The sequence below is a fragment of the Streptomyces sp. KM273126 genome (assembly GCF_004337435.2).
GTDB classification, from domain to species: domain Bacteria; phylum Actinomycetota; class Actinomycetes; order Streptomycetales; family Streptomycetaceae; genus Streptomyces; species Streptomyces acidicola.
Window position 1 is genome coordinate 4,347,820 of record NZ_SJXB02000001.1, and the last position, 21,416, is coordinate 4,369,235.

The 21,416-nt window shown below is 71.5% G+C and carries 14 protein-coding genes; 11 read left to right on the forward strand and 3 right to left on the reverse strand.

Translation table 11 applies throughout. The features are described 5' to 3' along the window. Window positions 1–130: 130 nt before the first annotated feature. The 7 genes from infB to E0500_RS18740 all read left to right on the forward strand — a co-directional run bounded on the left by infB (window position 131) and on the right by E0500_RS18740 (window position 10,807). Window positions 131–3,226, forward strand: a complete 3,096-nt coding sequence (gene infB, locus E0500_RS18710; RefSeq protein ID WP_131570588.1) for a translation initiation factor IF-2 — start codon at window positions 131–133, stop codon at window positions 3,224–3,226. 436 nt (window positions 3,227–3,662) lie between these two features. Further along, window positions 3,663–3,956 (forward strand): DUF503 domain-containing protein, encoded by a 294-nt coding sequence (locus E0500_RS18715; protein WP_131572152.1) that lies wholly within the window; start codon window positions 3,663–3,665, stop codon window positions 3,954–3,956. Window positions 3,957–4,053: 97 nt separating this feature from the next. Beyond that, a complete protein-coding gene (gene rbfA, locus E0500_RS18720; protein WP_131572153.1) occupies window positions 4,054–4,500 on the forward strand; it encodes a 30S ribosome-binding factor RbfA in 447 nt (148 codons plus the stop codon). Then, window positions 4,497–5,411 carry a tRNA pseudouridine(55) synthase TruB gene (gene truB / locus E0500_RS18725; protein WP_131572154.1) on the forward strand — a complete coding sequence of 305 codons (915 nt, stop codon included), beginning with the start codon at window positions 4,497–4,499 and terminating at the stop codon, window positions 5,409–5,411. Before rbfA ends, truB begins: the two co-directional genes overlap by 4 nt. 250 nt (window positions 5,412–5,661) lie before the next feature. Then, a complete protein-coding gene (locus tag E0500_RS18730) occupies window positions 5,662–9,354 on the forward strand; it encodes a trypsin-like peptidase domain-containing protein (RefSeq protein ID WP_181587047.1) in 3,693 nt (1,230 codons plus the stop codon). 165 nt (window positions 9,355–9,519) lie between these two features. Next, the gene (locus E0500_RS18735) at window positions 9,520–10,476 is read left to right on the forward strand and encodes a bifunctional riboflavin kinase/FAD synthetase (protein WP_131572106.1); all 957 of its coding nucleotides are present in this window, start codon (window positions 9,520–9,522) and stop codon (window positions 10,474–10,476) included. 97 nt (window positions 10,477–10,573) lie between these two features. Further along, on the forward strand, window positions 10,574–10,807 hold the full coding sequence (locus E0500_RS18740) for a DUF397 domain-containing protein (protein WP_030585611.1): 234 nt from the start codon (window positions 10,574–10,576) through the stop codon (window positions 10,805–10,807). Between the two features lie 173 nt (window positions 10,808–10,980). Here E0500_RS18740 and E0500_RS18745 read toward each other — a convergent pair whose 3' ends face one another. From E0500_RS18745 to eccE, 3 genes are all read right to left on the reverse strand, one after another. Then, complete coding sequence (locus E0500_RS18745; RefSeq protein ID WP_309505097.1) at window positions 10,981–14,022, reverse strand: SCO5717 family growth-regulating ATPase; 3,042 nt, start codon at window positions 14,020–14,022, stop codon at window positions 10,981–10,983. Window positions 14,023–14,212: 190 nt separating this feature from the next. Next, complete coding sequence (locus E0500_RS18750) at window positions 14,213–15,085, reverse strand: hypothetical protein (protein WP_131562186.1); 873 nt, start codon at window positions 15,083–15,085, stop codon at window positions 14,213–14,215. Further along, the gene (gene eccE / locus E0500_RS18755) at window positions 15,085–16,404 is read right to left on the reverse strand and encodes a type VII secretion protein EccE (RefSeq protein ID WP_131562184.1); all 1,320 of its coding nucleotides are present in this window, start codon (window positions 16,402–16,404) and stop codon (window positions 15,085–15,087) included. The genes E0500_RS18750 and eccE overlap by 1 nt, the downstream gene beginning before the upstream one ends. A gap of 622 nt (window positions 16,405–17,026) precedes the next feature. Between eccE and eccB the strand changes: the two genes are divergently transcribed. The 4 genes from eccB to mycP all read left to right on the forward strand — a co-directional run bounded on the left by eccB (window position 17,027) and on the right by mycP (window position 21,367). Then, complete coding sequence (gene eccB / locus E0500_RS18760; protein ID WP_131562181.1) at window positions 17,027–18,646, forward strand: type VII secretion protein EccB; 1,620 nt, start codon at window positions 17,027–17,029, stop codon at window positions 18,644–18,646. Between the two features lie 471 nt (window positions 18,647–19,117). After that, the gene (locus E0500_RS18765) at window positions 19,118–19,429 is read left to right on the forward strand and encodes a WXG100 family type VII secretion target (RefSeq protein ID WP_131562179.1); all 312 of its coding nucleotides are present in this window, start codon (window positions 19,118–19,120) and stop codon (window positions 19,427–19,429) included. A 142-nt stretch (window positions 19,430–19,571) separates the two neighbouring features. Next, window positions 19,572–19,856: a WXG100 family type VII secretion target gene (locus tag E0500_RS18770; protein WP_131562177.1), complete on the forward strand. Its 285-nt coding sequence runs from the start codon at window positions 19,572–19,574 to the stop codon at window positions 19,854–19,856. Window positions 19,857–20,062: 206 nt separating this feature from the next. Continuing rightward, entirely contained in the window at window positions 20,063–21,367 is a 1,305-nt protein-coding gene (mycP, locus tag E0500_RS18775; protein ID WP_131562175.1) for a type VII secretion-associated serine protease mycosin, read from the forward strand. Window positions 21,368–21,416 lie beyond the last annotated feature (49 nt).

Genomic DNA, 21,416 nt, shown 5'->3' on the forward strand with positions numbered 1-21,416 from the left:
ACCCCGTGCGGCCAGGTACCTCGCGAGTCGGAAGTAGGTCGAGATTGCGATGAGCACTCGATGAGTACGCGATGAGTACGCCCATGAAGTAGCGACGGTCCGGCCGCAACCCGGACCTAAAAGGAGCGAAGTGGCTAAGGTCCGGGTATACGAACTCGCCAAGGAGTTCGGGGTTGAGAGCAAGGTCGTCATGGCCAAGCTCCAGGAACTCGGTGAATTCGTCCGTTCGGCGTCCTCGACGATCGAGGCGCCTGTAGTACGCAAGCTGACCGATGCCCTCCAGCAGGGCAATGGGGGCGCCAAGTCGGCGGCCCCCCGTAAGGCTGCCCCGGCGAGGCCGGCGGCGCCCTCTCCCGCGCAGGCCGCCCGTCCGGGCCCGCGCCCGGGACCGGTGGCTCCCAAGCCGCCCGTGGCCGAGAAGCCCGCGGCCCCGGCCCCGGCCCAGGCCCCGGCTCCGGGTCCGCGCCCCACGCCCGGCCCGAAGCCCGCGCCGAAGCCCGCCCCGGCGGCTCCGGCTCCGGCCCAGCCGGAGTTCACGGCGCCCCCGTCGCCGGCCCCGGCCTCGAGCCCGCGTCCGGGTGCCCGTCCGGGTCCCGGTGCCCCGAAGCCCGGTGGCGGCCGTCCGTCCGGCGGTCAGGGCCAGGCGCCCCGACCCGGTGCACCGCGTTCGGGTGGTCAGGGCGCGCCGCGTCCCGGCGGCCGTCCGGCCGGTCCGCGTCCGGGTAACAACCCCTTCACCTCCGGCGGCTCCACCGGCATGGCGCGCCCCCAGGCGCCCCGTCCGGGCGGTGCGCCCCGGCCCGGTGGCCACGGCGGCCCCGGTGGTCCCGGTGGCGCTCCGCGTCCGCAGGGCGGCGGTCAGGGTGGTCCCCGTCCGCAGGGTGCGGCCGGTGGCGGTCCGCGTCCCCAGGCTCCGGGCGGTTCCCGTCCGACGCCGGGCGGCATGCCCCGTCCGCAGGGCGGTCCGCGTCCCGGCGGCGGCCCCGGCGGTCCGCGTCCCAACCCCGGCATGATGCCGCAGCGTCCGGCTGCCGGCCCGCGTCCCGGCGGCGGTGGCCCCGGCGGCGGGCGTGGTCCCGGTGGTGGCGGTCGTCCCGGTGGTGGCGGCGGCGGTCGTCCGGGTGGCGGCGGTTTCGCCGGTCGTCCGGGTGGCGGCGGTGGCGGCGGCTTCGCCGGCCGTCCCGGTGGTCCCGGTGGCGGTGGCGGCGGTTTCGCCGGTCGCCCGGGTGGTCCCGGCGGTGGCGGCGGTGGCCGTCCCGGCTTCGGCGGTCGTCCCGGTGGTCCGGGTGGCCGCGGTGGCACGCAGGGCGCCTTCGGCCGTCCCGGCGGTCCCGCGCGTCGTGGCCGCAAGTCGAAGCGGCAGCGCCGTCAGGAGTACGAGGCCATGCAGGCCCCGTCGGTCGGCGGCGTGATGCTGCCTCGCGGCAACGGCGAGGCCATTCGCCTGTCGCGCGGTGCGTCGCTCACCGACTTCGCGGAGAAGATCAAGGCCAACCCGGCGTCGCTCGTCGCGGTCATGATGAACCTCGGCGAGATGGTCACCGCGACCCAGTCCGTCTCCGACGAGACGCTCCAGCTCCTCGCCGACGAGATGAACTACACCGTTCAGATCGTCAGCCCCGAGGAGGAGGACCGCGAGCTCCTGGAGTCCTTCGACCTGGAGTTCGGCGAGGACGAGGGCGGCGAGGAGGACCTCGTGGTCCGCCCGCCGGTCGTCACCGTCATGGGTCACGTCGACCACGGTAAGACCCGCCTGCTCGACGCCATCCGCAAGACGAACGTCATCGCGGGCGAGGCCGGCGGCATCACCCAGCACATCGGTGCCTACCAGGTCACGACCGAGGTCAACGAAGAGGATCGCAAGATCACCTTCATCGACACCCCGGGTCACGAGGCGTTCACCGCCATGCGTGCCCGTGGTGCCAAGTCGACCGACATCGCGATCCTGGTCGTCGCGGCCAACGACGGCGTCATGCCGCAGACGGTCGAGGCGCTCAACCACGCCAAGGCGGCCGAGGTCCCGATCGTCGTCGCGGTCAACAAGATCGACGTCGAGGGCGCGGACCCGACCAAGGTGCGCGGTCAGCTGACCGAGTACGGCCTGGTGGCCGAGGAGTACGGCGGCGACACGATGTTCGTCGACATCTCCGCCAAGCAGGGTCTGCACATCGACTCGCTGCTGGAAGCGGTCATCCTGACCGCCGACGCCTCGCTCGACCTGCGGGCCAACCCGACGCAGGACGCGCAGGGCATCTCGATCGAGTCCCGCCTCGACCGCGGCCGCGGTGCCGTGGCGACGGTGCTCGTCCAGCGAGGCACGCTGCGGGTCGGCGAGACGATGGTGGTGGGCGACGCCTACGGCCGCGTGCGCGCCATGCTCGACGACAACGGCAACAACGTCGCCGAGGCCGGCCCCTCCACTCCGGTCCAGGTCCTGGGTCTCACCAACGTCCCGGGCGCCGGCGACAACTTCATCGTCGTCGACGAGGACCGCACGGCCCGCCAGATCGCCGAGAAGCGTGCGGCCCGTGAGCGCAACGCGGCCTTCGCGAAGCGCACGCGCCGCGTGTCCCTGGAGGACCTGGACAAGGTGCTGAAGGCCGGCGAGGTCCAGCAGCTGAACCTGATCATCAAGGGCGACGCTTCTGGTTCGGTCGAGGCCCTGGAGTCCTCCCTGCTCCAGCTGGACGTCGGCGAAGAGGTCGACATCCGGGTCCTGCACCGCGGCGTCGGTGCGGTCACGGAGTCCGACATCGACCTGGCGATGGGTTCGGACGCCATCGTGATCGGCTTCAACGTGCGCGCCGCCGGGCGTGCGCAGCAGATGGCCGAGCGCGAGGGCGTGGACGTCCGCTACTACTCGGTCATCTACCAGGCGATCGAGGAGATCGAGGCAGCCCTCAAGGGCATGCTCAAGCCGGAGTTCGAGGAGGTCGAGCTCGGTACGGCGGAGATCCGCGAGGTCTTCAAGTCGTCCAAGCTGGGCAACATCGCGGGTGTTCTCATCCGCTCCGGCGAGGTCAAGCGGAACACCAAGGCCCGCCTGCTCCGCGACGGCAAGGTCATCGCGGAGAACCTCAACATCGAGGGCCTGCGTCGCTTCAAGGACGACGTCACCGAGATCCGCGAAGGGTTCGAGGGCGGTATCAACCTCGGCAACTTCAACGACATCAAGGTCGACGACGTCATCGCGACGTACGAGATGCGCGAGAAGCCGCGGGTGTGATGCCCGCGGGCTGAACCGGGTCGGGGTGGCCCGGCAGGATCCGTCCTGCCGGGCCACCCCGCCGGTCCTTTCTCGCCCCACCCGTCCCATCCCTGGGGGCTGCCGCCCCCAGACCCCTGCTCATCGGCCTGAACGGCCTCGTCCTCGATCGCTGGACGGGCTGGAAATCCAGCCCCTCCGGCGTTTGAGGAGCGGGGGTCCGGGGCCGGCCCCGAAACGGGGTCCGGGGCGGAGCCCCGAAGCCCTGGGGGTCCAGGGGCGCAGCCCCTTGGCCGGGGTCGAAGGGGCGGAGCCCCTGAGGATGGGAAGGGTAGGGGCGGCGGGGGCGTGAACAATCCCGTCGAGCCACCTGCCGGGTTCGTTGTACGGTTCTGATGTCCCTGCCACACGGATGGCGGGGCCACCGATCCCGTACCGGCGGGTCATCCGGACACACATGTATGTGGGGACTCTGTCCTTCGACCTCCTGCTCGGCGACGTCCGGTCGCTGAAGGAGAAGCGTTCCGTCGTCCGCCCGATCGTGGCGGAACTCCAACGCAGGTTCGCGGTGAGCGCGGCGGAGGTCGACCATATGAACCTGCACCGCAGGGCCGGCATCGGCCTGGCGATGGTGTCGGGCGACGCGGGGCACCTGACCGACGTACTGGACCGGTGCGAGCGCCTGGTGGCCGGTCGCCCGGAGGTGGAGCTGCTCTCGGTGCGGCGCCGCTTCCACGGCGAGGACGACTGAACGCCCCCGCGACCGCACCACACAACAGACACAGACACAGACACAGACACAGACACGCAGAACCACAGAACAGCAGGAAGAACGAGGAGACGGACCAGTGGCCGACAACGCGCGGGCGAAAAGGCTGGCGGACCTCATCCGAGAGGTGGTGGCCCAGAAGCTGCAGCGCGGGATCAAGGACCCGCGGCTCGGCTCCCACGTCACCATCACGGACACCCGGGTGACGGGCGATCTGCGGGAGGCGACCGTCTTCTACACCGTGTACGGGGACGAGGAGGAGCGGGAGGCCGCGGCCGCCGGACTGGAGAGCGCCAAGGGCATCCTCCGTTCCGAGGTCGGCCGGGCCGCGGGCGTGAAGTTCACGCCCACCCTCGCCTTCGTCGCGGACGCCCTCCCGGACACCGCCCGGAACATCGAGGACCTCCTCGACAGGGCACGGGCCTCCGACGCCGCGGTGCGCGAAGCCGCGTCCGGCGCCCAGTTCGCAGGTGAGGCGGACCCGTACAAGAAGCCGGGCGAGCACGAGGACGACAACGCCGAATGACCCAGAAGACCCATAAGCCCACCCCGCCCGACGGCCTTGTCATCGTCGACAAGCCGTCGGGCTTCACTTCGCACGACGTCGTCGCCAAGATGCGCGGGATCGCGAAGACCCGCCGCGTCGGGCACGCCGGCACCCTCGACCCGATGGCGACCGGCGTGCTCGTCCTCGGCGTCGAGAAGGCGACCAAGCTCCTGGGCCACCTCGCGCTGACCGAGAAGGAGTACCTGGGAACCGTCCGCCTCGGACAGAACACGGTCACGGACGACGCCGAAGGGGAGATCACCACCTCCACGGACGCCTCCAAGATCACCCGTGAGGCCGTCGACACCGGGGTCGCCAAGTTGACCGGCGACATCATGCAGGTGCCGTCCAAGGTCAGCGCCATCAAGATCGACGGCGTACGGTCGTACAAGCGGGCGCGTGACGGCGAGGACTTCGACATCCCGGCCCGCCCGGTGACGGTCTCCTCCTTCACCGTCTACGACGTCCGCGAAGCGGTCGCCGAGGACGGCACCCCCGTGCTCGACCTGATCGTCTCCGTCGTCTGCTCGTCCGGTACGTACATCCGGGCCCTGGCCCGGGATCTGGGCGCGGACCTCGGCGTGGGCGGCCACCTCACCGCGCTGCGGCGCACGCGCGTGGGTCCGTACAAGCTGGACTCGGCGAGGACGCTGGACCAGCTCCAGGAGGACCTCACCGTCATGCCCATCGCCGAGGCCGCCGCGGCCGCGTTCCCCCGCTGGGACGTGGACGCCAGACGAGCCCGGCTGCTGCTGAACGGTGTACGGCTGGAGATGCCCGACGCGTACGCGGGTACCGGCCCCGTGGCCGTCTTCGACCCGGAGGGCCGGTTCCTGGCCCTGGTCGAGGAACAGAAGGGCAAGGCGAAGAGCCTGGCGGTGTTCGGCTGACGCCCTGGCAGAGTGCCTTCCCGTGGAGCGGCGAACACGGGGACTCCATCCCGCCGCTCCACGGTCCCCCCTCGGTTCCCCCACCCAAGGGTGTATCCATCCGCCCCCCGCTATTCACCCCAACGAGCAGGCGCTCGGAGTGAACCGAGGGGGTGGAAGGGGGCGCGTTCGCCCGGCGATCTGTTCCGTTGATCATCGCTTGCCTACCGTCGGAAGCAGTGCACGGCGGGGTGGTCGGGGAGGTTCAGGCATGGGCGGGCAAGGCCGTCAGACAGCGTACGACGGCCGGGAGAGGCGGGACGAGATCCTGGTGCGGATCTGCGACCCGGCCGGACGACCGCGCGGTACGGGCTTCGTGGCCGACCACCACGGCACGGTCCTGACCAGTCACGAAGCGGTCGACGGACTGACCCGGCTGATGCTCCGGGCCCCCGGCGGCCCCACCTGCGCGGTGACCGCCGCCGACGTGACCCCCCTGCCCGCGCTCGACCTCGCGCTCGTCCGCACCGACGGACTCGGCCTTGCACCGCTGCCCATCGCCGTACGGGACGTGGTCGGGACGGGTACGTACGTCAGGATCGCCGCCGGCGGGTGGCGCGAGGCGCGGGTCCTGGGCGCCGCCGACGTGACGTACGCGCCCAGGGGCGGCGCCCATCTGCTCGGCGGGGCCCTGGAGTTGGCGATCGGCACAGCGGGCCGTGACGCACTGCGTCCGGGCGGCGGGGCGGCCGGTGGCCCTGTGCTCGACTCCGCGACCGGCACCGTCATCGCCGTGCTGGGCACCGCGCTGCACACCGAGCACGGCACGGCCGGCTTCGCGGTACCCCTGCGGAAGGGCGACGGGCCGCTGGGTGAGCTCCTGGCGCGCAACGCGGCGACCGTGCCCGCGTACGGGCCGGACCTCAACCTGGCGGGCATCCTGGAACTCACGGCCGCCTCGGTGGGCTGGGAAGGGCCCCCGACGACCGTGGACCTGGTCGAACGGGCCGATGTCGTACGGGAGTTCGCGGCGTTCACCGAAGGGAAGGCCGGGCAGGCCGCCGTCCTCGGACTCGTCGGCGCCCCGGGCAGCGGCCGCACGACGGAACTGGCCGCCCTCGCCGACCGGCGCGCCCGGGGCCCGGAACCGGCACCGACGCTCTGGCTGCGCGGCGCCGACCTGAGGGGCACCGACGAGTCGGTCGGGGACGCGATCAGGCGGGCCCTGGAGCGAGCGGGACGGATCGTGGCGGCGTCGCGCACGGAGGAGGCGCTCCCGTCGGCCGTGCTGCCCGGGGAGTACGGCGGCGAACTCGGCGACATCACCCCCGAGCGCCTCACCCGTCTCGCGCTGGCCGGCGGCCGCCCCCTGCTGCTCCTCCTCGACAGCCCCGAGCAGATGCCCCCCGCCCTCGCCCACCGCCTGGCCGAGTGGACCGAGGCGACGGACGACTGGCTGCGGACCACGGGCACACGACTCGTGGTGGCGTGCCGGGAGGAGTACTGGGAGACGGTTGGGGCGGGGTTCGCTCACTCGGCCCGTCCGGCGTTTGAGGACGAGGCCGTTCAGGCCGATGCGGGGATCTGGAGGTGGCAGCCCCCAGGGAAGGATGGGACGGGTAGGGGCGGCGGGGGCGACAAACCCCGATGCGAACCCCCACCGGACCGCACACCCCCCGACACCCCACTCCGCATCCGCCTCGGCGATCTCCGCGAGGACGAGGCACGTCAGGCCCGCGCACGCTACGGCATCCCCGAAGGCACTCTCGCCGAGCCCGACGCGCGGCATCCGCTCACCCTGCGGCTGCTCTCGGAGGTGCGGGCCGCCCTGCCCGACGCCCCGGACGGACGCGTCGACCGCCACGACGTCCTCTCGGCCCACCTGGACCTGATGTGCCTGCGCGTCGCCGAACGCCTCGCCGCCGAGAACGGGCTGCGCGGCACCGCCGTACGTCGGCTCGCGGCCCAGGTCTCCGGCCAGGTGCACGAGGCCGCACGGCGCTGTCTGGGGCCCGGACAGGGGCAGTTGGACCGGACGTCCTTCGAGTCCGTCTTCCCCTGGGGCCCGGCGCCGGGGCGGCGGCTCGGCGGGACCACCGGCTGGGCCTCCGCCGTGCTCACCGAGGGCCTGCTCGTCCCCGTGGGCGACGGCTACCGCTTCGCCCACGAGGAACTCGCCGACTGGATCCAGGGCACGCACCTCGACCTGGACGCGGCGCTGCACGCGCTGGTGCACCGGGGCCGGGACCGGGCCCCGACCCGGGAGCCGAAGGGTGCCGACACCCCGGACGGCGACCTCCCCCCTCACGGCACCCCCTGCGCGACCGTCCCCCGCCACCGCATCGGCCCCGTCGTCCACGCCCTGCTCCACCTCGCACGCGAAGAGGGGCCGCTCGAACTCGCCCACCGCCTGGAGGAGTTGCTCCTCGCCGTGGACGCCCTCCTGCCGGACCGGCCCGCGCCGTACTGCGACTCCGTCTGGTGGGCCGTGCACCTGGTCACCGAGACCCTGCAGCGTGTGCCCGACGCGCTCGCTCACCTGGGGCTGCTCCGGCTGCTCACCGAGTGGGTCGTCCTGTGGCGGGCCCAGGGCCGGGGCGTACCGGGGGAGTTCGGGCCGGAGTTCTGGGAGGCGCTGCCGCTGCCCGAGGAGGAGCGGCTCGACCTGCTGCGACGCCTCGTCGTCGCCGACCCATCCACGGGCGAGGGCCCCCGCTACCTGGACGCCGTCTCCCGGCTCCTGGCGGCCGACCCCGCCGCCGTACAGCCCCATCTCACCCGCTGGTTCGCCGACGACCGTCCCCTCGCCGCGACCCCCGACGCGACCGTGGCGACGGCGGCCCAGGCGCTGCTGCACACCCATCGGCGCCGTGCCCTGGACGATCTGGCGGAAGCGCTCGTGGACAGCGCCCACCGGCGCGGGGACGAGCTCCTCGCCGTACTCGCCGAGGAGGAGCCCTCGGCCGTGTGCCGGGCCGTCGACCGGTGGGCGCACGACGAGCGCCCGGCGCGCCGGGTGGCGGCCCTCACGTACGCGCTGCGGGCCGTGCCGCACGTGCGCACGGAGGCCGACAGCGAGCTCATCCGCTACGTCGCGCTCGCCCTGCTGGCCCGCCCCGCCGACATCACCCTGCACGGCGGTGCGCTCGCCCTCCTCGTCCGGGACACCCGGGCGCGGCCCCGCCACCTCCCGCAGGCACTGGAGCGCTTCGCCGCGGGCGACCCGCACCTGCCCGCGAGCGCGCTCGTGCCCGCGCTCGCCACGCACGCGGACCAGGTGCTGGACGCGTTCCGGCTGCGGCTGCGCTCGCTGCGGGCGGGCTCGGACGAGGTCCTGCGGACCCTGGCCGACGTCACCACACCCGTCCTCGCGCGCCAGGTCGCCGCCCTGATCCGCGAGGTCGTGGAGCTGCGCCCGGAGGCCGCCGGGCGCGTGGCCGCGTACGTCGACCGGCGGCTGGAGCACGGGCCCGCCACGCGCGAGGTGCTGTTCCCGCTGGTCGCCGGTCTGCTGGCGGGCGGTCCCCCGCAGGTGCGGGCGGCATTCGCGGGCGTCCTCGCCGTGCCGGACACCCCGGCCTCGGGCGGGCTGCGGCGTGAGCTGCTGGACCTGCTGCTGGCGAGCGAGCGGGACCCGGCCGTGCTGGAGGCGGTGCTGCGGGCCGCGGTGCGCGGGACGAGTCGTGGCGGGGACGGCGAGACGATCCATGGCGGGGACGACGGCGGGGACGGCGGATCGTCGTTCCGTGAGCTCGTACGCCGTACGGGCCTCCTCCTCGTCCGCACTCCCGAGGGCGCCACCCGCTTCGACCGCGGTCTCGTGGACCTCGCCCGCCATGTCCCGGGCTTCGCGGTGCAGGTGTCGGGATGGCTCAGCGGTTCGCCGGCGGAGTGGGCCGCGGTGGTCGGCCCGAGCGCCCGCCGGATGATCGAGAACCTCGCGGGGGTACGGGTCCCCGCGTGAGCCGGCCGAGGCGTGCGCTGCGGGAGGTCGTGTAACCGTCCGCGTGCCACCTGTCACAGCCTCCATGCCGATGCGGGCCGACAGCAACCGGCATGGCACCCTTAGACCTGCGTACGCGGCAACCACGGACACGGGTTCGACACGTTTCGACAAGGAGCAGGCACAGTGCAGCGCTGGCGTGGCTTGGAGGACATCCCCCAGGACTGGGGGCGCAGCGTCGTCACCATCGGCTCCTACGACGGCGTCCACCGCGGGCACCAGCTGATCATCAGGCACGCCGTGGACCGCGCCCGCGAGCTGGGCGTTCCGTCCGTCGTCGTGACCTTCGACCCGCATCCCAGCGAGGTCGTCCGACCGGGCAGCCACCCCCCGCTGCTCGCCTCGCACCACCGCCGTGCCGAACTGATGGCGCAGCTGGGCGTGGACGCGGTGCTCATCCTCCCCTTCACGAAGGAGTTCTCGAAGCTCTCGCCGGCCGACTTCGTGGTCAAGGTCCTGGTCGACAAGCTGCACGCCAAGGCCGTCGTCGAGGGCCCGAACTTCCGCTTCGGCCACAAGGCGGCGGGCAACGTCGCGTTCCTCGCCGAGCAGGGCAAGACGTACGACTTCGAGGTCGAGGTCGTCGACCTGTACGTGACCGGCGAGGCGGGCGGCGGGCAGCCCTTCTCATCGACCCTGACCCGGCGTCTGGTGGCCGAGGGGGACGTCGAGGGAGCCCACGAGATCCTCGGCCGCCCGCACCGCGTCGAGGGCATCGTCGTACGGGGCGCGCAGCGCGGCCGCGAACTGGGCTTCCCCACAGCGAACGTGGAGACGCTCCCGCACACCGCCATCCCCGCCGACGGCGTCTACGCCGGGTGGCTGCACGTCGACGGTGAGGCCATGCCCGCCGCCATCTCCGTCGGCACGAACCCGCAGTTCGACGGCACCGAGCGGACCGTGGAGGCGTACGCCATCGACCGGGTCGGTCTCGACCTGTACGGGCTCCACGTCGCCGTCGACTTCCTCGCCTTCGTGCGCGGGCAGCGGAAGTTCGAATCGCTTCAGGCGCTGCTGGAGGCGATGGCGGGCGACGTGAAGCGCTGCCGTGAGCTGGTCGAGGCCGCCGAAGGCTCCGGCTGACCCGAAGGTTCCGTCTGACCCGAAGGGTCCGTCTGAGGTCTGCCGGTTTGTAGAATCTCCCCGGTCCGTAAGGTCAGTTGAACGGAGAGTGAGCCCGGTGGCGACCGAGCAGGAGAAGGAAGCGCTGTACGCCATGGACATCAGTGGCGTCGAGTGGGTCGGCTCCCCTGATGGGCCCCAGGACGAGCGGGTGGAGATCGCCTATCTGGAGGGCGGTGCCGTCGCGATGCGCAACTCCGCGGACCCCGACACGGTGCTCCGCTACACCGCGGCGGAGTGGCGGGCGTTCGTACTGGGGGCGCGCGACGGGGAGTTCGACCTCCAGCAGTGATACGAGTGGCACTCGTGAAGCGCGTGATGGAACTGATGCGCGTGACACTCGTGATGCGGGTGATATGAGAGCTCTGACGTCTGGTCATTGACACCAGAGCATTGACGTCTGAGGGCCGGCACCGTGCAGGTGCCGGCCCTCAGACGTTGCCACCGGTCGTTGCCACCGGTCCGCTACTGCTGTGTCCAGCCGGGCGGTACGGAGCCCTGCTGGGGCTGGTTCGCCGGCGGATCCTGGGGCGACTGCTGCCAGCCCTGGCCCGGGCCGGGCTGCTGCGGGGGCTGCTGCCAGCCCTGCCCCGGCTGGGGGGCGCCGCCCGGAGGGGCGTAGGGCTGCTGGGGTTGCTGAGGATGCTGGGGCTGCTGCTGGGGCGCGTACCCCTGCTGCGGCTGCTGGTACTGCATGCTCGGGTTGCCGAAGCCCTGCTGGGTACGGGCGAAGTCCTCGGCGATGATGGCGGCGAGATCGAAGTAGGCCTCGCGGGTCTTGGGACGCATCATTTCGAGGTCCACCTCGGCGCCGGCCGAGAGGTGTTCGTCGAAGGGGATCACGACGACAGCGCGGCAGCGGGTCTCGAAGTGCGCGACGATGTCCTCGACCTTGATCATCTTGCCCGTCTCACGGACACCGGAGATCACGGTGACCGAGCGCTGGACGAGATCGGCGAACCCGTTCGCCGACAGCCAGTCCAGGGTGGTCGAGGCGCTGCTCGCACCGTCCACCGACGGGGTGGAGATGATGATCAACTGGTCGGCGAGGTCCAGGACTCCGCGCATCGCGCTGTAGAGCAGACCGGTACCCGAGTCCGTGAGGATGATCGGGTACTGGCGGCCCAGCACCTCGAGCGCGCTGCGGTAGTCCTGGTCGTTGAAGGTGGTGGAGACCGCCGGGTCCACGTCGTTGGCGATGATCTCCAGCCCCGAGGGCGCCTGCGAGGTGAAGCGGCGGATGTCCATGTAGCTGTTGAGCTGCGGGATCGCCTGCACCAGGTCGCGGATGGTGGCGCCCGTCTCGCGCCGTACCCGTCGGCCGAGGGTGCCGGCGTCCGGGTTGGCGTCGATCGCCAGGATCTTGTCCTGGCGCTCGGTGGCGAGCGTGGCACCGAGCGACATGGTCGTCGTGGTCTTGCCGACGCCGCCCTTGAGGCTGATGACCGCGATCCGGTAGCAGGACATCACCGGCGTACGGATCAGCCCCAGCTTCCGCTGCCGCTCCTGCTCCTCCTTCTTGGCGCCGAACTTGAAGCGGGACGGGCCCTGGTTGTTCTTGCGGGCCTTCGGCTGGTTGCGCAGCAGCCGGTCGGAGGACAGCTCGACTGCGGCGTTGTAACCGAGCGGAGTTCCGGGCGCGGCTTGCTGCTGCTGGGGAGCACCGGGTCCGGCCTGGGGGCCGGGCGGGGCGCTCCAGCCCTGGTTGCCGTAGGCGGCGGGCTGAGCCGGAGGCTGCTGCGGGGGCGCCTGCTGCTGGGCCTGGGCGGGAGGCTGCTGGGGCGCGGGCTGCTGGGGCTCGGCGGGCTGCTGCGGCGGGTAGCCGTAGCCGGGCTGTTGGGGCGGGTAGCCGTAACCGGGTTGTGCGGGCTGCTGCGGCTGCGCGGGGGGCTGGTCGGCCTGGGGCCCCTGCTGGGGGTAGCCGTATCCGGCGGCCTGGGGCTGACCGGGCTGCGGCTGTCCGGGCTGAGGCTGTCCAGGGTGCACCTGCGGCTGTCCCGGCTGGGGCTGACCGGCCTGGGGTGCCTGCTGCGGGTAGCCGTATCCGGCTGCCTGCGGGTACGGGTACGGGTACGGGTGCGGGGGCTGGGCCTGCTGGTGGGCCTGCCGCGGGTCGACCCCTGGCTGCTGGCCGCCCTGCGCCGGGTATCCGGGCTGAGGCTGGGCGGGGCCGAACGTGCCCTGCGGAGGCGTCTGGTACTGGGGCTGGCCGGGGACTTGGGGTGCCTGGGGGGCCTGCGGAGCCTGGGGGTAGCCGTAGCCTGCCGCCTGCGCGGCGGCCGCGGCCTGCTGGTCGGGGTACCCCGCCTGCTGCGGACCTCCCTGGACGGGCTGCTGCGCGGGCACGTAACCCTGCGGCAGCGGGGAGCCCCTGGTCGCCCTGGGGCGCGGCGGGGCGTGCGCGGCGGGCTGTGCCTGCGGCGGCTGCCCCTGTGCGGCGGGCAGGGGTCCGGGAGCTGCGGCCGGGGGTTCGGGAACGGCGGGCGCCGGCTCTGCCGCCGCTTCCGCTTCCGCCTCCGGCTGTACGGCCGGGGTCGCCGGCGCGGACTCGGCCTCGGCCTGCGCGGAGGACTCCCCATCCGAGCGGGCATCGGGCCGGGCATCGGACCGGACGTCCGCGGACGCGTCGCCGTCCGCACCGTCCGCATGGTCTGAACGGTCCGTACCGCCCGCACCGGACGCCCCGGACACGGACCCGGCGGAGTCACCTGTCGGCGCCTCGGCGCGCGGCTCCTCCTCCGGCTCCTCGTCGGCACCGCCGAACAGCCTCGCCGCCTCGGCATCGGCGGCGGCATGGTTCAGGTCGCCCACCGGCTGCTCGGGGGCGGGCTGTTCAGGGGTGGCCTGTACGGGAACGCCCGCCGCCGGAGTGGCGGCCTGGGACGCGGGCTGGGGCGCGGCGCCCTGGGCGTCCTCGTCGACCGGGCGCAGCACGGGGAAACCCGGCGAGGCGGGCGGCGCGGGCGGCTGGGCAGGCGCCTGCTGCTGGGGAAATCCGTAACCACCCGACGTGTCCTGGTTCGACGGAGGCGGCGCGGCCGCTCCCGCCTGCTGGGGGTAGCCGTACCCACCGGCCGCCGGGGGAGCGCCCGGACCGGACTGCTGCTGCGGGAATCCGTAGCCACCCGTGCTGTGCTGACCCGTGTCGTACTGACCCGCACCGGGCGCACCCTGCGCGGGCTGCTCGGGGGTGCCCTGAGGGTTCGGCTGCGCTGGAACGGGAGCCTGCGGTGGGGGAGTCTGCGACGCCGGAGCCGGTGGCGCGGGAACGCCTGGCGGCCCGCTGGGCGGACCGGTGGGCGACCCGACGGGCGCCCCGGTCGGCGGTGGCGGTGACGACTGCCCGGCGTCCTGCTGTCCGCCGGCGGCGGAACCACTCTGCGTACTCTGGGCGTACCAGGCGGGCGGCGTGTAGACGATTTCGAACTCGCCTGTCAGATCCACCTCGGGCTCGTCCCCGTCCGAGGACGGGCTGCCGCCGTTGTACTCGGACCGATCCCTGTTCACTGCATGCCTCCTGGTCAGCCTCTGTTGCTGAGTTGGTCGTCATCGCGGCCGGACGGACCGGGTGGCAAGTCCACGCGGCTGCGATCGTCACCGCATCACCAGAAGACTAATCACTCGTATCGCGGTACGGAAAAGCACCCGTAGGCGCAATCCTTTCGCTCCGTCCCGCGCGCGTGGAGACGACGACGCGTCAGTCCATACGACGGGCCACGCCGAGCAGGCCCGTCTCCGCGTCCGTGGGTTCGGTCATGACGAACTTGCGGTGCTTACGGGTGCACCACAGGGCGACGCCGTCATGCAGGGTCGGCAGATGCTGGAGGCTGTCGCTCGGGATGCCCAGGGTGTCGCGTACGACCTCGGTCTCCTGGGGCGAGATGCGCTGGATCCCGACCAGATCGGCCTGAGCCAGCCAACGCGGCGCGTGTTCACCGACGAAGGGCAGAACGGTCATCACGGCCTGCCACGGCAGGGAGGTCACCCGTCCGCGGGGCGGGCGGATGCCGCAGTCCCGGATCAGCACCACGGGGCTCGATACGGAGGGACCTTGTGCGGGCACCCGTCCCACCGGATACACCGTCACGCACTGCTGGCCGCCGCCCGCCGCCTGGGCCAGCTGCTGCCAGGCCTGCGGACGACCGGTCTCCACGCCCACGCGCGCACCCGTAGCGGCGGCGCGCAGCGCGAGCACCTGGGCGAGCCAGAGACCGCCCACGAGGACCACGTCGAAGGCGGTCGGACGGGACAGGCCCAGCACGGCCGGATGCGACTCCGGGTCGGTGCCGATGATCACGCCGTCGTCACCGATCGGCATGCTGATCGCCGCGAGCTCGTCGGCGGTGACGACATGGCGGTTCCGGCGCGGACCGCGCAGCCCGAACCCCGGGCTGAAGATGCGCCGTTGCTGCTGCCCCGGCTGAGGCTGACGGATGATGGGGATCATGCCGGTGTCGGTGGGCGAGGCCACGTGCGACGGCGTGCGCCCGGAAGCGGCGGCCCGGCCCTGCTGCCCCTGTCCTGGTGCCTGTCCCTGTCCGGGGGGCATGGTCGAAGCGGGGTAGGACATCAGTACGTACCTCCGAGCGGCAGAGTGGCGAGGGCTCCGGGAACCTGTTCCCGGTCGAGGCGTACCAGACCGACCTTCGCAGCACTCGCGGCCCGCTCCAACTCGCGTCCCACCTGGCCGAGTTCGCTGTCACCGCGGGCGGTGACGCGGATGTGCCCGGCGAGCGCGACACCCCGGTTGCCGGCCTTGCTCAGGGTCACGCTGAACGTCGTGGCGAGCACCGGCAGCGAGGTGAACCGCGTGATCAGCTCGGGCAGCGCCACTCCGCCGTTGCCCAACTGCGGCCAGCGGGAGAGCCAGTACGTCGTGTGCCACCGGTCGTCGACCCGCCAGGTCCGCACCGCCTCGACCGTACGGCGCTGGGTCCGCCCGTCCTGGCCGTGCTGCGCGTTGGCCCGCGGGTTCAGGCAGCTGGACGTCGCCAGCGCCTGCACCAGCTCGTTCTCGTCCAGGATGGTCGCCTTGAAGCCCGCCCCGGCCAGCCGGCTCGCCAACTGGTCCGCCGCCCGCAGCAGTGCGCGCTGCGTACCGGGAACGCCGTCGCCGCGCGCCTTGACCGCCTCCGGGCACAGTTCCGGGTCGAGCTTGAGAGCGACCCATGTGAGCCGGAGCGCGGGAGAACCGGCGCGCGCCTGGAGAGGCCCGTACGACCGCGCGGCGAGCGACTGCTCGGGCAGGTGCGGTGCGGGCGCCGGCTGGGTGTGCTGCACGACCTGGGCGGACGCGAGACGGATCTCGTCGACCTCCAGGGCGTCCTGGATCAGCTGGAGCGGCAACTGCCGCCCCGCGGACTCGGGACGCAGCGGCTGGTCCGCCGGCTGCACGAAGAGCACGGCGGTCAGGAAGGTCCCGTCACCGATCATGCCGATCGAACGGTCGTCACGGGACACGAAGCTGTACGTCCGCAGCGCCGGGTCGCACTCCACGGTGGGCGCCAGCATCGGGTCCGTTCCGGGCGGGACGGGCAGCTTGGCGTCACGCTTGCGACGCCTCAGGGCGCGCGTCGTCTCGTACCACTCGGGCAGCGGCCGGCGGCCCCGGCGCAGCACCGCCAGAAGCAGCAACAGCGCCGCCACGGCACCGGCCGGGGCCAGCAGCCAGGACACGTCGGTGACCCAGGCGGCCAGCATGACGGCGGCCGCGAGCTCGACCAGAATGAGCTGTTGCAGCCGCACCGGACCCAGACCGCCCGGACGGGGCAGCGTACGCGGCGACGCGGCGGTGGGTACGGGAGCCGGCGGGCGCGACGAACGTCTGCGGCCCGGACCTTGTTGCTGCTGTGCGCGGCGATCGCGCCGAGTGCTCGTAGCGCTGCTCATCCCCCGGTACATCCCTTTCGCGAAGTAGTGGCCGTACGTCGGCGGAGACCCAGGGGCTCGGCGATCCTCGTGCTTGTTGGACTACTGGACTGCCGGACTGCTGGAGTTCCCTGCGACGGGCCAGGGGCGTCGATGGCCCACATCTCAGTCATCTCAGTGCGAGTGGCTCACGGTACCCGCTGAGACTGGTAGGGCGACACAGGGGACACCGAAACCCCAGGTGGCCAGCCTTTCACGGACGGGCCCCGCATGGTGGAGCGCTGTGGTGAAGCTCTGTGAAGATGCGGGGGCGGCCGTACACCTGATGGATCGTCGCCGCGCGATGCAGTGCATAGTAGGTGCCTGCGCTTGCGCCTGCGCGTGCGTAGGTGTTGGCGGGGTGCCCGTTCGGTTGTCTGCACCAGTGCTGGCAGCAGTGCCGGCAGTAGTTGCCTGCATCGGCTGCACGCATCACTTGCGTGCATCACTTGCCTGCTCGGACGAAGTGGCCTTCCGGGTACGGTCGCGCGTCGACGACGATGTCGTCATCGCCAACGATGAGGCACCACGGCACCAAGGCGCCACGGACGATCGAGCACCACAAAACACGATCGAGCACCACAAAACGGGAGACACGGGGACCATGGCACAGCAGCGTCGGGACGAGCTAGCCGCCTACACGTTCGCTCGCAAGCGCACCGTCGCGGCGTTCCTTGCGCCGTCGCCGGGAGGCTCCGAAGAGGGCGCGCCGCGTCCCGTTCGCACGGTGATGCCCAGCCTCGCGGTGGGTGTGGTGCTGGTGATCGGCTTCATCGCCTGGGGCGTGATCAAGCCGACGGCGCCCAAGGGCTGGGACACCCCGGGTGAGTACATCATCGTGGACAGCGACTCCACGACGCGCTACGTCGTCCTCCCCGACAAGGAGACGAAGGCCAAGACGCTGCACCCCGTCCTCAACTACGCCTCCGCCAAGCTCCTCCTCGACAAGGGCAAGGGCAGCGTCATCGAGGTCCCCGGCAAGGAGATCGACAAGAGCGGTATCCCGCACGGCCCCACGCTCGGCATCCCGTACGCCCCCGACCGGCTGCCCGCCAAGGACGACGCGGAGAAGGCGAAGACCTGGGCGGTGTGCGAGCGCCCGGCCCCCGGGTCGGACGGCGCCATCGACCGTGCCGTCTTTGTCCTCGACTCCGACGATGCCAAGGTGCTGGAGGACAGCAGGAAGGTCGACAACCGCAAGGCCCTGTACGTCGTCGACCCCAAGACCGACCAGCAATATCTGGTCGACGGCAAGGGAAACGCGTTCGTGCTGGGCCCCCGGTCCGTTCGGTCCGGCCAGCCCGGTCTCGACGACACCGCCATGGAGCAGTTGCGCGCCGCCGTCCTCGGCAGCGGTGCCACGCCGCAGCCGGTGAGCCGGGAGTGGCTGCGCACGCTCCACGAAGGCGGCGTCATCACCTTCCCGACGATTCCGGGCATCGGTGGGACGACCTCGGTCGAAGGCCTCCCCGAGGAGGCCCGGACGGTGGGCCGGGTACTCAAGGCGAGTGAGGCGCAGGGCGATCAGTACTACGTCGTTCTCGAGGACGAGGTGGCTGCCATCACGCCCTTCGTGGCCAACCTGCTCAAGAGCTCACCCCAGGCCAAGCTGGCGTACGGCACGGACGAGATCGACTACATCAAGGCTGACACCTCGGCCATCATCGAGGCCAACGGCGGCGAGGCCAACAAGTTCTACGGCGACAAGGGATGGCCCCAGGAGCCCCCGCAGCAGGCCAACCCCGCGGCGGTGGAGACCGACGCGCCCCGTAACACCTCGTGCAGCGTCTACAGCGGCAAGATCGGCCCGGACAAGAAGCCGCAGCTCTCCGCCTGGGCGGGCGCGGACTACCCCAAGAAGGTCATCGCCGACTCGCTGAGCGCGTACGTCTCGTCCGGCTCGGGGCTTCTGTTTCGTGAGGTCATTGGCGGCGCGGCGGGCGGCGGCGCGACGTACCTGCTGACCGACACGGGTCTGCGTTACTCGCTGCCGGCGAACAACGACAGCGAGGCGGGGGCGGAGGGGAGCGGCGGTGGTTCGTCCTCTTCCTCGGGGGATGCCTCATCGTCGGAGGGCGGGGCGAGCGAGACGGACAAGGCGCGTACGCGACTGGGGTACGAGAAGGTCTCGAACCCCGCGATCGTGCCGCAGACGTGGGCGACGTTCATCCCGAAGGGGCCCACGCTGGACACGGGTAGCGCGTCGCAGCCGCAGAGCCAGTGAGGCAGTGGCTGCGGAGCCGGTGAGGTGTGGACGTAGGGCCCGTGAGGCGTGACTGCCGCGGGCCAGGGCCCGGCTGTGGGACCGGTGAGGTGCGGATGTGAGGCCAGTGGCCGGTCAACGAGCTTGTGGTTGACCGGCCACTGGCTTGCGTGTGGCCGGCTTGTGGCTTGTGTGTGACCGGCGAGAGGGCCTGTGCGGAGGGTCTGAGCCGGGGGACAACAGGCCTGTGTGGCCGTCGACGGGCTTGCCCTCGGGCGTCCAACGGGCCTGCCGCTAGGGGCACTTGAATGTAAGACGGCGCTTGTGTCACAGATTGATCGCTCAAGTGTGTGAGGCGTGTAACTGATTGCTCTTGCCTGTAGATGTGCGACGGGCGGACGATAGAGTGTTTACAGCGCTCTTAGGGTGCGAAGCTTCTCCGGGCGCCAGTACGGCTTCCCGGATCAACAACAACATGGGGGAAGGTTCAACATGGCCGGCCAGTTCCGGGTAACAGAGGATGAACTCGCCAAGCTCTCCGGTGACATCAACACCGCGAACGGTCAGTTGCAGAGCGAGATCCGTCGCCTCAACGGAGTGATCGACCAGATCGCGGGCGGCTGGCAGGGCCAGGCGGCCAAGTCCTACAACCAGCTGCAGGAGCGCTGGAACGCGGACGCGAAGAAGATGAGCGACATCCTCAACGACATCAAGGAAGCCGTGGACGCCACGCGGAGCAACTACTCCGCGTCGGAAGAGCAGCAGAACTCCGAGATCAGCAAGATCATGTCGGACTTCGGCTGATCGAGCCGCGGGGCTGCAGTTCGCAGCTCTTCTCTGCGTGATCTCCACCGTTTCACGCTGATTCAGGCCGACTCTCACTGATTCGCATCGGTTTCGTCGGCCTCCGCTGACTTCCAACGAATCTTCCTGAAAGGAAGCGACGATGTCGATCCTCGTCAATTACGCAACCATCACCAACGCGTCCACGGACGTGAAGACCACCGCCGGTCGCATCAAGCAGCAGCTGGACGACCTTGAGGCCGCGGTCAAGCGCGTCGCCAACACCTGGGAAGGTGAGGCGCAGGAGGGTTACCAGCGCAAGCAGCGCGAGTGGGACCAGACCGCGCAGGACCTGCACCAGACCCTGCTGAAGATTTCCACGGCGCTGCAGAGCGCCGCCGAGAGCTACCAGGCCACTGAGAAGAGCAACGCCTCGACCTGGGGCTGAGCCGTCGGCTGCCCAAAGGGCGTGACGTGAGACGGATCGGCCCAGCCGACGCCACAGCGTCGGCTGGGCCGACCCCGTGTCCGGGGTCGCGCACACGAGGGCCGGGGAATCCCCACACTCCCTGGCGCAATTTCACAACGCACAAGACACAACCACAGACACATGATCCAGCTTCGAAGGAAGCAAGGAAGCCCTGGGGGCCTGAAATGGGGGGCCTGACAGCCCGGTCGCGTAGCCACGCGAGTGGAACCCGCGCACTGCAGCGGGCTTTTGGCGTGCTCGCGGTTACCGGGGTCTGCCTTGCATCGATCGCGCCGGCACACGCTGACGCGGGTAGTTCTGACGGCTCCGGCACTTCCGGTAACTCCGGCCGTACGACGGACTTCGGCCTGTCGGCCAGCTCGGAATGCGTCTTCGGCGGCGAAGTGATCCCGTCCACGCCCTGGTCACTCCAGCGGATCCTCCTGGACCAGCTGCGTGAACAGGCGACGGGCAAGGGCGTCACGGTCGCGGTGATCGACACCGGCGTCGACGACTCCAACCCTCAGTTGCGTGAGGCCATGGCCTCGGGCAGCAAGTCCTATGTGGGCGGCTCCGGTACCGAGGACATCGACGGCCACGGCACCCGGGTTGCGGGCATCATCGCCGCCCGCCCCATGAAGGACACTGGCTTCCGGGGAATCGCACCGGAGGCCGAGATCCTCTCCTTCCGTTACACGGGCGGTGAGGAGAAGGAGGGCAATTCGGCGACCATGTCCCAGGCGATCCGTGACGCGGTCGCCAAGGGCGCAGAGATCATCAACATCTCCTCGGACACCGCGAACAAGGAGGACAACGCGGGCCTGGCGAGCGCCGTGGCGTTCGCCGTGAACGCGGGCGCGCTGATCGTGGCTGCGGCGGGCAACGACGGAGCCGACGGCAAAAAGGCGGACACGTTTCCCGCCTCGTACCCGGGCGTCCTCGCGGTGGCGGCCTCCGACCGCAACGACGAACGGGCCTTCTTCTCGCAGGCCGGCGACTTCGTGGACGTCGCGGCACCGGGCGTCAGCATGGTCTCCACCGTCCCGAAGAGCGGCCAGTGCACCGCCGACGGCACGAGCTTCGCGGCCCCGTACGTCGCGGGCGTCGCGGCCCTGCTGAAAGAGAAGCACGAGGACTGGTCGGCGGCCAAGATCGCCACCCGCATCCAGGAAACCGCCCAACGCCCGGCCCGCGGCCCCAACCCCTTCATCGGCTGGGGCGTCGTCGACCCGGTGGCCGCCCTCTCGGACGACTCCACCCCGGGCAACTCCCCACAACCGGACCCGCCGAAGGCGCTCCGGTCGAGCGGAGTCGTCCCCATGGCGGTAACCATGGGCGAGAGCGAGGCGGAGAAGGACCGCCGAGTCGCGATTTACGTGCTGGGCACGGGCTTTGTGCTCGCCCTGGTGGTTGCGGGAAGCGGGGTGGCTGTGCGGGACTGGAGGAGCAAGCGGGTTGGTCGGCCTCGACGGGCTGGGCAGTCGAGCTAGGCGATGGCTGGGCACCGGGGGGTGCCGACAACTTGGAAACAGGGGAGAG

Bases quoted from the DNA above. Each gene is read 5' to 3' on its own strand.
- E0500_RS18715 (WP_131572152.1), top strand. From the start codon at position 3,663: ATGTATGTGGGGACTCTGTCCTTCGACCTCCTGCTCGGCGACGTCCGG.
- truB (WP_131572154.1), top strand. From the start codon at position 4,497: ATGACCCAGAAGACCCATAAGCCCACCCCGCCCGACGGCCTTGTCATC.
- E0500_RS18730 (WP_181587047.1), top strand. From the start codon at position 5,662: ATGGGCGGGCAAGGCCGTCAGACAGCGTACGACGGCCGGGAGAGGCGG.
- E0500_RS18750 (WP_131562186.1), bottom strand. From the start codon at position 15,085: ATGTCCTACCCCGCTTCGACCATGCCCCCCGGACAGGGACAGGCACCA.
- eccE (WP_131562184.1), bottom strand. From the start codon at position 16,404: ATGAGCAGCGCTACGAGCACTCGGCGCGATCGCCGCGCACAGCAGCAA.
- eccB (WP_131562181.1), top strand. From the start codon at position 17,027: ATGGCACAGCAGCGTCGGGACGAGCTAGCCGCCTACACGTTCGCTCGC.
- E0500_RS18765 (WP_131562179.1), top strand. From the start codon at position 19,118: ATGGCCGGCCAGTTCCGGGTAACAGAGGATGAACTCGCCAAGCTCTCC.
- E0500_RS18770 (WP_131562177.1), top strand. From the start codon at position 19,572: ATGTCGATCCTCGTCAATTACGCAACCATCACCAACGCGTCCACGGAC.
- mycP (WP_131562175.1), top strand. From the start codon at position 20,063: ATGGGGGGCCTGACAGCCCGGTCGCGTAGCCACGCGAGTGGAACCCGC.